Annotated in this window: 11 protein-coding genes; 10 read left to right on the top strand and 1 reads right to left on the bottom strand. The window is 62.5% G+C overall.

The window, feature by feature from the left end:
• Window positions 1-85: 85 nt before the first annotated feature.
• On the bottom strand, window positions 86-1,063 hold the full coding sequence (locus tag GDV60_RS24645; protein WP_092239457.1) for an alpha/beta hydrolase family protein: 978 nt from the start codon (window positions 1,061-1,063) through the stop codon (window positions 86-88).
• 61 nt (window positions 1,064-1,124) lie between these two features.
• Here GDV60_RS24645 and GDV60_RS24640 point away from each other — a divergent pair, with 61 nt between their 5' ends.
• The 10 genes from GDV60_RS24640 (at window position 1,125) to trpE (ending at window position 13,513) form a co-directional block, all read left to right on the top strand.
• Window positions 1,125-3,518 carry a PAS domain S-box protein gene (locus GDV60_RS24640; protein WP_175581910.1) on the top strand — a complete coding sequence of 798 codons (2,394 nt, stop codon included), beginning with the start codon at window positions 1,125-1,127 and terminating at the stop codon, window positions 3,516-3,518.
• 132 nt (window positions 3,519-3,650) lie between these two features.
• Window positions 3,651-4,280 (top strand): response regulator transcription factor, encoded by a 630-nt coding sequence (locus GDV60_RS24635; protein ID WP_029296794.1) that lies wholly within the window; start codon window positions 3,651-3,653, stop codon window positions 4,278-4,280.
• 291 nt (window positions 4,281-4,571) lie between these two features.
• Window positions 4,572-5,684 (top strand): ABC transporter ATP-binding protein, encoded by a 1,113-nt coding sequence (locus GDV60_RS24630; RefSeq protein ID WP_029296791.1) that lies wholly within the window; start codon window positions 4,572-4,574, stop codon window positions 5,682-5,684.
• 46 nt (window positions 5,685-5,730) lie between these two features.
• Window positions 5,731-6,771, top strand: coding sequence for an ABC transporter substrate-binding protein (locus GDV60_RS24625; protein WP_159908980.1), 1,041 nt, complete (start codon window positions 5,731-5,733; stop codon window positions 6,769-6,771).
• 165 nt (window positions 6,772-6,936) lie between these two features.
• A complete protein-coding gene (locus GDV60_RS24620) occupies window positions 6,937-8,184 on the top strand; it encodes an ABC transporter permease (protein ID WP_029296786.1) in 1,248 nt (415 codons plus the stop codon).
• A 12-nt stretch (window positions 8,185-8,196) separates the two neighbouring features.
• Entirely contained in the window at window positions 8,197-9,024 is an 828-nt protein-coding gene (locus GDV60_RS24615) for an ABC transporter permease (protein WP_029296783.1), read from the top strand.
• A gap of 216 nt (window positions 9,025-9,240) precedes the next feature.
• The gene (locus GDV60_RS24610; protein WP_029296779.1) at window positions 9,241-10,389 is read left to right on the top strand and encodes an iron-containing alcohol dehydrogenase; all 1,149 of its coding nucleotides are present in this window, start codon (window positions 9,241-9,243) and stop codon (window positions 10,387-10,389) included.
• A gap of 84 nt (window positions 10,390-10,473) precedes the next feature.
• Entirely contained in the window at window positions 10,474-11,148 is a 675-nt protein-coding gene (gene rpe / locus GDV60_RS24605; RefSeq protein ID WP_029296776.1) for a ribulose-phosphate 3-epimerase, read from the top strand.
• Complete coding sequence (locus tag GDV60_RS24600) at window positions 11,145-11,963, top strand: phosphoglycolate phosphatase (protein WP_133715451.1); 819 nt, start codon at window positions 11,145-11,147, stop codon at window positions 11,961-11,963. Before rpe ends, GDV60_RS24600 begins: the two co-directional genes overlap by 4 nt.
• 68 nt (window positions 11,964-12,031) lie before the next feature.
• Complete coding sequence (gene trpE, locus GDV60_RS24595; RefSeq protein ID WP_159908978.1) at window positions 12,032-13,513, top strand: anthranilate synthase component I; 1,482 nt, start codon at window positions 12,032-12,034, stop codon at window positions 13,511-13,513.
• The last annotated feature ends 60 nt before the right edge of the window (window positions 13,514-13,573 follow it).

The raw sequence follows: 13,573 nt of genomic DNA, 5'->3' as shown, positions 1-13,573 counted from the left end.
ACCGGGGGGAGGCTTATTGGGGCTGCTGTGCAGCCCAACGGGGGACAAGCCCCCTCGCCACAACAAGCCCCTCGCCACGCTGGGATCAGCTTGCGCTGTTTTGCGGGCTCAACCAGCCGCGAATCCGCCGGTACAACTGTTCCTGGGCCGCTGCGCTATTGCCGGGGATCGTCTTCAACGACACCTGCTTATAGTTGTCATTCTTCAGCCGCTTGCTCGCCTGGCCGCGTTCGAGCGCCAGTTTGCTTGCCAGGGCGCTGTCCTGATAGAAGACATCGGCAGTCGCCAACTTCAAGGCCGGCACCAACTGTTGCAGGTCCGGTTGACGACCCACCGGCGTCTGCGCGGCGACCATAACGAATTTCTGCACCTGGGCTGGTTGTTTTTCGCTCAGGTAGCGCGCTGCCCACCAGGCCCCGGTGCCGTGCCCCAGCAGCACGACGCTGCGGGCGTTCTGGGTCTGGGCATAGGCGACAGCGGCATCGATACGGGCGAAGATCCGTGTCGCATCGGTCTTGTCCTGCTCGTCCACGCCGGGAACCACGACCGGATCGGTGCCCTCGGCTTCGGCGCTGGCCGCTTGTTCGATCGGCTTGGGTGCGGCGCTGCTGGCATCCTTGCTGCTGGTGTCGACGGCCGCGTCGGGCGCCTGCATGACCCGAGGTGGCAGGGTGTCCAGGCTCAGGTCGGGCAGCGACAGGCTCAGGCTGCCCCAGGCGGCATCCGGTAATTTCTGGCGCAAAGGCCCGATTGCTTGCGGCCAGTCAGCCGTTTCTCCGGCGCCGGGGACGATAATCACCAAACCTTGCGGCTCGGCGCTGTTGGCTGGTTTCCACAGGGCCAGGAACGACTCGTCGCCGGCCTGTAACTGTTGCTGTTCCTGAGGCGGCAATTGCCGCTCCAGGGCGCTGGCTTCTTCTTGGCTGCGCTCGGGTAACGGCTGGCGTTCCGGTGGCTTTTCGGCGGTAGCCGGCGCGGTATCAGCCGCCTGTACGCAAAAGGTGCTGGTAAACAGTAGCGACAGGCACAATGCTGGCAGTGTCGAACGGTGAAGCAGGGGCATAGTGGAATCCCGGCCAGAAGTGATCCCGGCAGCCTAATGGGTTGGATGTGAGATGTGAATGATGATTTTTCGCTGTCTGCTGGTTATCGGCTATCTGTGCTTTCCCTTGATGGCGAGTGCCGCGCCTGCTTCCGTGGTGCCGCCGGCGGTGCTCAGTGCCCAGCAGCGCGAGTGGCTGGCGCAGCACCCGCAACTGCGGGTCGGTGTGGTGTTGCAGGCACCCTACGCACAATACGACCGGCGCCTGCAGCGCTTGTCCGGGGCCAATGTCGAGCTGATGCAGGCGCTGGCCAAGGCGCTGAATATCGAACTGACCTGGCGCAACTTCCCCACGCAAGAGCAGTTGGAGGACGCCTTGCGTGAGGACGCGGTCGACCTCGCGCCTGGCCTGCTGCAAACCCCGGCCGGCCTGCGCCTGTGGCTGTTTTCCGACCCCTATATGCGTGTGCCCCAGCACATCGTGGGTATTCGTGACGGCAGCGGCGCAGTGGACCTGGAAAAGCTCGACGAACACTCGCGGGTTGCGGTGCGCATGCCCAGTGCCGTGGCCGAATACCTGCGCAGCAATTACCCCAACCTGAACCTGCAAGGCGTGCCCCTGGAGCGCCAGGCCCTGCAATTGTTGGTCAGCCAGCAGGCGCGCTATGCGGTGATCGATGAGGCGCAGTTGAGTCGGCTGTCGGTCGAGCCCGAATTCGCCGGCCTGGCGGTGGTCGGTGATATTGGCCTGCCGCAACTGCTGCGGGTGGCCACGCGGCGGGACTGGCCACCCTTGGCGGACATTGTCGAGAGCGGCCTGCGGGCCATTCCCGCCCGTGAGTTGGAGCAATTGCACGCCCGTTGGCTGCAACCCAAATATCCGCGGCTCTCGGAATCTCCGGGGTTCTGGCAAAACCTCAGCCTGCTGCTGGGCCTGCTGTTGCTCGCGTGCCTGGCGGTCGCTGTGTGGCAGCGTCGGCAAAAACATGCCCTGGAGCACCAGTTGCTGGCCACCCGCGAAGAAAGCGCGGCCCGCGCCGCCGGTGCCGAAGCCTTGCGCCTGACCCAGTTTTCCATCGACCAAAGCACCGTCGGTATCCTCTGGGTCAATTGGGACAGCCATGTGCGCTATGCCAATGTCGCCGCCGAAGCCATGCTCGGCTACGCCCCAGGCGCGCTGATCGAACGCCCGTTGATCGAGTTCGAACCCAACCTGAGCATGGACCGCTGGCTGAACCTGTGGAAGCGCGCGCGAGCCAGCGAAGACGGCCCCCAGAGCTTCGCCACCCAGTGCCTGCGTGCGGATGGCAGCCTGTTGCCCACGGATGTGTCCCTGAGTTTCCTGCGTTTTGCCGGTGGCGAATACCTGGTGGTGTACCTCACCGACGTTACCGAGCGCCGCCGCGCATTGGCCGCCCTGCAGGAAAGTGAAGCGCGCTTGCAAGGCATCGCCGCCAATGTGCCGGGGATGGTCTTTCGCCTGGAGCGGCTGGCGCTGAGTGCCGATATCGACTTCGCCTATATCAGCGAAGGCAGCGAGCGCCTGGTGGGCTACTCGCCGTCCGTGCTCAGCCATCGCGATGTGGGGATTCGCAGCCTGGTACACCCCGATGACCGCGCCAGTTACCACCAGACCCAGGACCAGGCCATCGACAGCGAGAGTAACTGGTCGTGGCAGGGCCGCATCCTCACTCGCCAGGGCGAGCAGCGCTGGGCCGAGATCAAGGCCGTTACCCGGCGCCTGGAGGATGGCGCGGTGGTCTGGGACGGGATCGTCTGGGACATCAGCGACAGCAAGCGAATTGAATTGGAACTGGATGCCTCGCGTGCGCAACTGCGCGAGCTGTCAGCCCACCTGGAGACGGTGCGCGAGGAAGAGAAGGCGCGGATTGCCCGCGAAGTCCACGATGAGCTGGGGCAGATGCTCACGGTGCTGAAACTGGAAACCTCCATGTGCGAGCTGGCCTACGCGCAACTGGACCCCGGCCTGCACGAACGCCTGAACAGTATGAAGCGCCTGATCGCCCAGTTGTTTCAACTGGTGCGCGATGTGGCCACCGCGCTGCGCCCGCCGATTCTCGACGCAGGGATTGCCTCGGCCATTGAATGGCAGGCGCGGCGCTTTGAGGCGCGCACGCAGATCCCTTGCCTGGTGCAAGTGCCAGATAACCTTCCGGCGTTGAGCGACGCCAAGGCCATTGGCCTGTTCCGCATCCTGCAAGAGGCGCTGACCAATGTCATGCGCCATGCCCAGGCGCATACTGTGGAACTGACCCTGGCGGTGGAGGGCGCCAATCTGCGGCTGACCATCAGCGACGATGGCGCAGGCTTTGTCGCCGCGCCGGGGCGGCCGGTGTCGTTTGGCCTGGTGGGCATGCGCGAGCGGGTGCTGATCATGGGCGGGCAGTTGAGCCTGGACAGCGAACTGGGGGAGGGCACCACCCTGAGCGTGACGGTGCCGTTGGATGCCCCCTAGGCCCTTGTGGGAGTGGGCTTGCCCGCGATGGCGGTGTCACAGTCAGCGGATGCATAAGCTGCTAAACCGCATTCGCGAGCAAGCCCCACATTTTGAATATTGGCGTTTAATCGTTATAGAGAGGAAAGTCCTGTGATCCGCGTATTGGTAGCCGAAGACCACACCATCGTCCGTGAGGGCATCAAGCAGTTGATCGGCCTGGCCAAGGATCTACTGGTGGTGGGCGAGGCGGGGAATGGCGAACAGCTGTTGGAAGCCTTGCGCCATACACCATGCGAGGTCGTGTTGCTGGATATCTCGATGCCTGGGGTCAATGGCCTGGAAGCGATTGCACGGATTCGCGCTCTGAACAATCCGCCGGCGATCCTGGTACTGTCGATGCATGACGAAGCGCAAATGGCTGCCCGGGCGTTGAAGGTCGGCGCGGCGGGGTACGCGACCAAGGACAGTGATCCGGCGCTGCTGTTGACGGCGATTCGCAAGGTGGCCGCGGGCGGGCGCTATATCGACCCGGACCTGGCCGACCGCATGGTGTTCGAAGTCGGCCTCACCGATGCCCGGCCCTTGCATTCGCTATTGTCCGAGCGTGAATTCTCGGTGTTCGAGCGTTTGGCCCAGGGCGCCAATGTCAACGATATCGCCCAGCAACTGGCCCTGAGCAGCAAGACCATCAGCACCCACAAGGCGCGGTTGATGCAAAAGCTCAACATCACCTCCCTGGCAGAACTGGTGAAGTACGCGATGGAGCACAAACTCCTGTAGGCGCCCGGCTTGCCGGTGGTGGCTATCTTGAGGGCGCCATCGCCGGCAAGCCGGGCTCCTACAGGGAGGCGTATCTATTTGCGACACCCCGGCAGCACCCCGCAGCCCATGCCTGCGGCTTGTCGCGTCCTCCTGGCCGCTCAACTGTCCCATGCCCGCCATCCGTGTAGGGCAATCCCTACCCCGAACCTTCCACCGCGCTGATGCCAATCTCTCTTGCGCCCCGATTTTCGTGGGCTGGCGCCTGGACTACGCTTGCTCCACAGCATTCCAAAACACAAAGGTGCGGGTATGAGCGAGGTGGATTCAAATGATGTGCTGGTCAGCTTTCGTGGTGTGCAGAAGAGCTACGACGGCGAGAACCTGATCGTCAAAGACCTCAACCTGGACATTCGCAAAGGCGAGTTCCTTACCCTGCTGGGCCCGTCCGGCTCGGGCAAGACCACCAGCCTGATGATGCTGGCGGGCTTTGAAACGCCGACCGCCGGGGAAATCCTCCTGGCCGGACGCTCGATCAACAACGTGCCGCCGCACAAGCGCGACATTGGCATGGTGTTCCAGAACTACGCGCTGTTCCCGCACATGACCGTGGCCGAGAACCTGGCGTTCCCCCTGACAGTCCGGGGTTTGAGCAAGACCGATGTCAGTGAGCGGGTCAAGCGCGTGCTGAGCATGGTGCAACTCGACGCCTTCGCCCAGCGCTACCCCGCGCAACTATCCGGCGGCCAGCAACAACGGGTCGCGCTGGCCCGTGCATTGGTATTCGAACCGCAGTTGGTGTTGATGGACGAACCCCTCGGCGCCCTCGATAAACAGCTGCGTGAACACATGCAGATGGAGATCAAGCACCTGCACCAGCGCCTCGGCGTGACCGTGGTCTACGTGACCCACGACCAGGGTGAAGCGCTGACCATGTCCGACCGCGTGGCGGTGTTCCATCAGGGCGAGATCCAGCAGATCGCACCGCCGCGCACCTTGTATGAAGAGCCAAAAAACACCTTCGTCGCCAACTTTATCGGTGAGAACAACCGCCTTAACGGCCGCCTGCACAGCCACACCGGTGAGCGTTGCGTGGTCGAGCTGGCACGGGGCGAGAAGGTCGAGGCGCTGGCGGTGAATGTCGGGCAGATCGGCGGCCCGGTGACCCTGTCGGTGCGCCCGGAACGGGTCAGCCTCAATGGCTCCAGCGAAAGCTGCAGCAATCGCTTCTCGGGTCGGGTGGCCGAATTCATCTACCTGGGCGATCACGTACGTGTACGCCTGGAAGTCTGCGGCAAGGCTGATTTCTTTGTGAAACAACCGATCGCCGAGCTGGACCCGGCACTGACGGTCGGCGATGTGGTTCCGATTGGCTGGCAAGTCGAGCACGTTCGCGCACTCGACCCACTTCTAGAGGCGAATTGATCGCCCCCTTGGCTTCACCCAACCCTGCACGTGGAGAGAACAATAAATGTTGAGATCCCTGAAATTGACCGCCCTGGCCATTGGCCTGGCGGGTGCTTCACAGGTCATGGCAGGTACCGACCTGACGGTGGTGTCGTTTGGCGGCGCGAACAAGGCGGCCCAGGTCAAGGCTTTCTATACCCCGTGGGAAAGCGCGGGCAACGGCAAGATCATCGCCGGCGAGTACAACGGTGAGATGGCCAAGGTCAAAGCCATGGTCGACACCAAGAGCGTGTCCTGGGACCTGGTGGAAGTCGAGTCGCCGGAACTGTCCCGTGGCTGTGACGAAGACATGTTCGAACCGCTGGACCCGAAACTGTTCGGCAACCCCGACGACTATGTGAAAGGCGCGATCCAATCCTGCGGCGTGGGGTTCTTTGTGTGGTCCACAATAATGGCCTACAACGCCGACAAACTGAAGACTGCGCCCACCAGTTGGGCAGACTTCTGGGACACCAAGAACTTCCCGGGCAAGCGTGGCCTGCGCAAAGGCGCCAAATACACCCTGGAATTCGCCCTGATGGCCGACGGCGTGGCGCCCAAGGATGTCTACAAAGTGCTGGCCAGCAAAGATGGCCAGGACCGCGCCTTCAAGAAACTCGATGAGCTCAAACCGTCGATCCAGTGGTGGGAAGCCGGCGCACAGCCGCCGCAGTACCTGGCCTCGGGTGATGTGGTCATGAGCTCGGCCTACAACGGCCGGATCGCCGCTGTGCAGAAAGAGAGCAACCTGAAAGTGGTGTGGAACGGCGGTATCTACGATTTCGACGCCTGGGCGATCCCCAAGGGCCTGAGCAAGGAGCGCGCTGAGGCGGCGAAGAAATTCATCGCCTTCTCCGTGGCCCGGGAACAGCAGAAAACCTATTCGGAAAACATCGCCTACGGCCCGGCCAATACCCGGGCTGTGCCGCTGCTGGCCAAGGACATCCTCAAGGATATGCCGACCACCCCGGAAAACATCGCCAACCAGGTGCAGATCGATGTGAGCTTCTGGGCGGATAACGGCGAGCAGTTGGAGCAGCGCTTCAATTCCTGGGCCGCCAAGTAATAAGCCGCGCCACATAACCCATTGTGGGAGCGGGCTTGCTCGCGATGGCGGTGTATCAGTTACACATGAGTCAACTGACAGGCCGCCATCGCGAGCAAGCCCGCTCCCACAGGGGATCTGCGTTGTTCAGCAGATTGCATTTATTTTCGTTACCCGGAGTTTGCCATGGCCATCGCCGTTCCCTCGAACGAGGTCACCACCCCCAGCTTGAAGCAGCGCCTGGCGCGTGCCGAGCGGCTTAACCGCTGGAAGGCCCAGGCGCTGATCGCGCCACTGGTGGTGTTTTTGCTGCTGGTGTTCCTGGTGCCCATCGTCGCGCTGCTCTACAAAAGCGTCGGTAACCCGGAGGTGGTCGCCGGCCTGCCGCGCACCGTGGTGGCGGTGACGGCCTGGGATGGTCGTGGCTTGCCCGGCGAGCCGGTGTACCAGGCCATCAGCGAGGACCTGGGCGAAGCCCGCAAAAACCAGACCCTGGGCGATCTGTCCAAGCGCCTGAACATGGAACTGGCGGGCTATCGCAGCCTGCTGACCAAAACCGCGCGGGCGCTGCCGTTCAGCGAAGTGCCGGCCTCTTATAAAGAAGCGCTGGAAAACCTCGACGAACGCTGGGGCGACCCCGCGTACTGGCAGGCAATCCGCCGCAATACCAGCAGCCTGACGCCTTACTACCTGCTGGCGGCGGTCGATCATCGGATCGACGACCTGGGCGAAGTCGCCCCGGCCACGCCGGACCAGGCGATCTACCTCGATATCTTCGCCCGCACCTTCTGGATGGGCCTGGTGATTACCGTGTGCTGCCTGTTGCTGGCCTATCCGCTGGCGTACCTGCTGGCCAACCTGCCGGCGCGGCAGAGCAACCTGTTGATGATCCTGGTGCTGCTGCCCTTCTGGACCTCGGTGCTGGTGCGGGTCGCCGCGTGGATTGTGTTGCTGCAGTCCGGTGGCTTGATCAACGGCGCGCTGATGAGCATGGGCATCATCGATAAGCCCCTGGAGTTGGTGTTCAACCGGCTTGGGGTCTACATCTCCATGGTGCATATCCTGCTGCCGTTCATGATTTTGCCGATCTACAGCGTAATGAAGGGTATTTCACCGACCTATATGCGCGCGGCGATTTCCCTGGGCTGTCATCCGTTTGCCAGTTTCTGGCGGGTGTACTTCCCGCAAACCTATGCGGGCGTCGGTGCCGGTTGCCTGTTGGTGTTCATCCTGGCGATTGGTTACTACATCACCCCGGCGCTGCTGGGCAGCCCGAACGACCAGATGGTCAGCTACTTCGTGGCGTTCTACACCAACACCAGCATCAACTGGGGCATGGCCACCGCGCTGGGCGGCTTGCTGCTGCTGGCGACCGTGGTGCTGTACCTGATCTACAACTGGCTGGTGGGCGCCAGCCGCCTGCGCCTGAGCTGAGGAGCGCCTGATATGTCCAGCAGTCCTTACATGTCACCCATCGAACGGGTGTGGTTCTACAGCTTGCGGATCCTCTGCGGCCTGATCCTGTTGTTCCTGATCCTGCCGGTGTTGGTGATTATCCCGCTGTCATTCAACTCCGGAAGTTTCCTGGTGTACCCGTTGCAGGGGTTTTCGCTGCACTGGTACCAGGACTTCTTCGCCTCGGCGGAATGGATGCGCGCCTTGAAGAACAGCATCATCGTCGCCCCGGCAGCGACGGTGCTGGCGATGGTATTCGGTACGCTGGCGGCCATCGGCCTGACCCGTGGCCATTTCCCCGGCAAAGCGCTGGTGATGGCCCTGGTGATTTCGCCAATGGTGGTGCCCGTGGTGATTATCGGCGTGGCCAGTTATCTGTTCTTTGCCCCGCTGGGATTGGGCAACAGCTTCTTTTCGCTGATCGTGGTGCATGCGGTGTTGGGCGTGCCCTTTGTGATCATCACGGTGTCGGCGACCTTGCAGGGGTTCAACCATAACCTGGTGCGCGCGGCGGCCAGCCTGGGAGCATCGCCACTGACTGCCTTTCGCCGGGTGACCTTGCCGTTGATTGCGCCGGGGGTTATTTCCGGGGCGCTGTTTGCCTTTGCCACGTCGTTCGATGAGGTGGTGGTGACGCTATTCCTCGCCGGGCCCGAGCAAGCAACCTTGCCACGGCAGATGTTCAGCGGCATCCGTGAAAACCTCAGCCCGACCATTGCCGCGGCGGCGACCTTGTTGATCGCCTTCTCGGTGGTTTTGCTGCTGACCCTGGAATGGCTGCGTGGTCGCAGCGAAAAACTGCGCACCGCGCAGGTCTGACTGCTGAAACTCGATCACCTGTGGGAGCTGGCTTGCCTGCGATGGCATCACCTCGGTACACCTGACACACCGAGCCGATACCATCGCAGGCAAGCCAGCTCCTACAGTGACCGTGCCTGCCTGGAGTCATCCGACCATTCAGCCGCTGAATGGCAGACAACCCACATTCCCCAGCTATTCTTGTGCCAGCCCCCCAACTTATAAGAGGCCGCGCACATGAGTACCTCCTCATTCAAGATCGCCCATAAATTGCTCACCGGCCCAGGCGCCATCGAACAATTGGCCGCCGAATTGACCCGGCTGGATATCGATAACCCGCTGATCGTCACCGATGCCGCGCTGGTCAAGTCCGGTACGGTGCAACTGGCGTTGGCGCAGTTGGGGGATCGTCCCTATGAGATTTTCGACCGGGTGTTGCCTGACCCGGAGATCGCCATTGTCGAAGACTGCATGCAGGTCTACCGCGAAGGCGGGCATGACGGCCTGATCGGTGTGGGCGGTGGCAGTGCCATTGATATCGCCAAGAGCGTTGCCGCCTATGCCGGTTATCACGGCGCCCTCGCGGATTTGTTCGGCGTGGACCAGGTGCCGCGCAAGGGGCCGCCGCTGATTGCGATTCCCACCACGGCCGGCACCGGTTCGGAAGTGACCAATGTGGCGATTCTTTCAGACAAGGCCGCGCAATTGAAAAAAGGCATCGTCAGCGACTATCTGCTGCCGGATGTCGCGCTGATCAGCCCGCAAATGACCCTGACGTGCCCGCGCAGTGTCACGGCGGCCAGTGGCGTGGATGCCCTGGTGCATGCCATCGAGTCCTATCTGTCGCTGAACGCCTCGCCGATCACCGATGCCTTGGCCATCGGTGCGATCAAGTTGATTGCCAAGGCCTTGCCCAAGGCCTATGCCAACCCGGCCAACCTGCAGGCGCGTGACGATATGGCCACCGCCAGCCTGATGGCCGGCATGGCGTTCGGCAATGCCGGGGTGGGCGCGGTGCATGCGCTGGCCTATCCGTTGGGCGGGCGTTTCAATATTGCCCATGGGGTGAGCAACGCGTTGCTGCTGCCCTACGTGATGCACTGGAACAAGCTGGCCTGTGTCGAGCGCATGCAGGATATTGCCCAGGCCATGGGCGTGAATGTCAGCGCTTTGAGTCTCAACGACGCTGCCGACCAGGCGGTGGAGGCGATGACGCGGCTATGTGCCGCAGTGGAGATCCCCCAGGGCCTGCGCAGCTTCGGCGTGCCGGAGGAGGCGATCCCGGCCATGGCGGTAGAGGCCGCGGGAATCGAGCGGCTGATGCGCAACAATCCGCGCAAGCTCAGTGCGGCGGATATCGAGAAAATCTACCGCGCCGCCTATTAGCCATTGAGTCAGGTCACGGTGCGCGCAGCAAAGCATGAGGTATACAATGCGCGCCATCGTGATTTAGCTCAGAAAAGGTGCGTCATGCAGCCCTTCGTTATTGCTCCATCGATCCTCTCCGCCGACTTCGCCCGCCTGGGTGAGGAAGTGGACAACGTGTTGGCCGCCGGTGCCGACTTCGTGCACTTCGATGTCATGGACAACCACTATGTGCCGAACCTGACCATCGGTCCGATGGTCTGCGCAGCGCTGCGCAAGTACGGCGTGACCGCGCCGATTGACGTGCACCTGATGGTCAGCCCGGTGGATCGCATCATCGGCGACTTCATTGAAGCCGGCGCGACCTACATCACCTTCCACCCGGAAGCCACGCTGCACATCGACCGTTCCCTGCAGTTGATCCGCGAAGGCGGTTGCAAGGCCGGGCTGGTGTTCAACCCGGCGACGCCGCTGGACACGCTCAAGTACGTGATGGACAAGGTCGACATGGTCTTGCTGATGAGCGTCAACCCAGGCTTTGGCGGGCAGAAGTTCATCCCCGGCACCCTCGACAAGCTGCGTGAAGCCCGCGCGCTGATCGATGCCTCTGGCCGCGATATCCGCCTGGAGATCGACGGTGGGGTCAACGTCAACAACATCCGTGACATCGCGGCGGCGGGCGCCGACACCTTCGTCGCCGGCTCGGCGATCTTCAACACCCCTGACTATCAGGCGGTGATCGCCAAGATGCGTGCAGAACTGGCGCTGGCGCGTCCATGAGCGGTTTTGAGCAGTTGTTCCCCGGCAAGTTGCCACGGCTGGTGATGTTTGATCTGGACGGCACCCTGGTCGACTCGGTGCCGGACCTGGCAGTGGCGGTGGACCAGATGCTGCTCAAACTGGGGCGCAAGCCTGTGGGTATCGAGTCGGTGCGCGACTGGGTCGGCAACGGCGTGCAGATGCTGGTGCGCCGGGCCCTGGCCAATCACATCGACGCCGAGGGTGTCGATGACGTGGAGGCCGAGCACGCGCTGGAATTGTTCAACGCCGCCTACGAAGACGGCCACGAACTGACCGTGGTTTACCCCGGCGTACGCGACACCCTCAAGTGGTTGCACAAGCAGGGCGTGGAAATGGCCCTGATCACCAACAAGCCGGAACGCTTCGTTGCGCCGCTGCTGGATCAGATGAAGATCGGCCGGTATTTCCGCTGGATCATCGGTGGCGATACCCTGCCGCAGAAAAAGCCTGATCCGGCGGCGCTGTTCTTCGTGATGAAAATGGCCAACATCCCGGCGTCCCAATCGCTGTTTGTCGGCGATTCGCGCAGTGATGTGCTAGCGGCAAAAGCGGCGGGCGTGCAGTGCGTGGCCCTGAGCTACGGCTATAACCATGGCCGGCCGATTGCTGAAGAGTCGCCGGCGCTGGTGATTGACGACCTGCGACTGCTAATCCCCGGTTGCTTGGGAGCGGGCGCTGAGATAACGTTGCCCGATGCCGTCCCATCCCCTTCTGGAAATCCCATCGTGGTGGTCACTCGCAAACTCTGGATGAAAGTCATCAAGGCCCTGGCCCGCTGGCGTTGGCGCGCCTGACTGATCCTGGCCGCGCTGCGGCACGTTTGCATACCTGACCGTTAGACCCTCACGCCACGAGGCACCTCATGATCCGCGAAGAATTCCTGCGTTTGGCCGCTGCCGGCTACAACCGTATCCCCATGGCCCGGGAAACCCTGGCCGACTTCGATACGCCGCTGTCGATCTACCTGAAGCTGGCCGACGAGCCCAATTCCTACCTGCTGGAATCGGTGCAGGGCGGTGAAAAGTGGGGCCGTTACTCGATCATCGGCCTGCCGTGCCGCACGGTCCTGCGGGTGCATGACTATCACGTCAGCATCACCCATGACGGCGTCGAGATCGAAAGCCACGATGTGCAAGACCCGCTGGCCTTCGTCGAAGCGTTCAAGGCGCGCTACAACGTGCCGACCATCCCTGGCCTGCCGCGCTTCAATGGCGGCCTGGTGGGGTATTTCGGCTACGACTGCGTGCGTTACGTGGAACAGCGCCTGGGCAAATGCCCAAACCCCGATCCTTTGGGGGTGCCGGACATTCTGCTGATGGTTTCCGACGCGGTGGTGGTGTTCGACAACCTGGCAGGCAAGATGCACGCGATCGTCCTCGCCGACCCGGCCCAGGCCGATGCTTTCGAGCAAGGCCAGGCCAGCCTCGAGGCCCTGCTGGACAAGCTGCGCCAGCCGATCACCCCACGTCGCGGCCTGGACCTCAGCCGTCCGCCGGCGGCCGACCCGGTATTTCGCTCCAGCTTTACCCAGGATGACTACGAGCGCGCGGTCGATACCATCAAGGAATACATCCTCGCCGGTGACTGCATGCAAGTGGTGCCGTCGCAACGCATGTCCATCGACTTCAAAGCGGCACCCATCGACCTGTACCGGGCGCTGCGTTGCTTCAACCCTACGCCGTACATGTACTTCTTCAACTTTGGCGACTTCCACGTGGTGGGCAGCTCGCCGGAAGTGTTGGTACGTGTCGAAGATAACCTCATCACCGTGCGCCCGATTGCCGGCACCCGGCCCCGTGGCGTCACCGAAGAGGCCGACCTGGCGCTCGAAGAAGACCTGCTGTCCGACGACAAGGAAATCGCCGAGCACTTGATGCTGATCGACCTGGGGCGCAACGACACCGGGCGTGTTTCGGAAATCGGCTCGGTGAAACTCACCGAAAAAATGGTGATCGAGCGCTATTCCAACGTGATGCACATCGTCTCCAACGTTACCGGCGAGCTGAAGGCCGGCCTGACGGCAATGGACGCGCTGCGCGCAATTCTGCCGGCGGGCACCTTGTCTGGCGCACCGAAGATCCGCGCGATGGAAATCATCGACGAACTGGAGCCGGTCAAACGTGGTGTCTACGGCGGTGCCGTGGGCTACTTTGCGTGGAATGGCAACATGGACACCGCCATTGCGATTCGCACGGCGGTGATCAAGGACGGCGAACTGCATGTGCAGGCGGGCGGCGGGATCGTGGCCGACTCGGTGCCGGCCCTTGAGTGGGAAGAAACCTTGAACAAGCGCCGGGCGATGTTCCGTGCGGTGGCGTTGGCCGAGCAGACCCCGCAGGACTGACGGCCAATCCAGATCCAACTGTGGGGCGAGCTTGTGTGGGAGCGGGCTTGCTCGCGAATG

Origin of the sequence: Pseudomonas sp. DTU12.1 (assembly GCF_009873475.1) — a bacterium.
GTDB classification, from domain to species: domain Bacteria; phylum Pseudomonadota; class Gammaproteobacteria; order Pseudomonadales; family Pseudomonadaceae; genus Aquipseudomonas; species Aquipseudomonas proteolytica.
The sequence above is the reverse complement of the archived record's forward strand: the minus strand, read 5'-3'. Positions and strand labels throughout refer to the sequence as shown.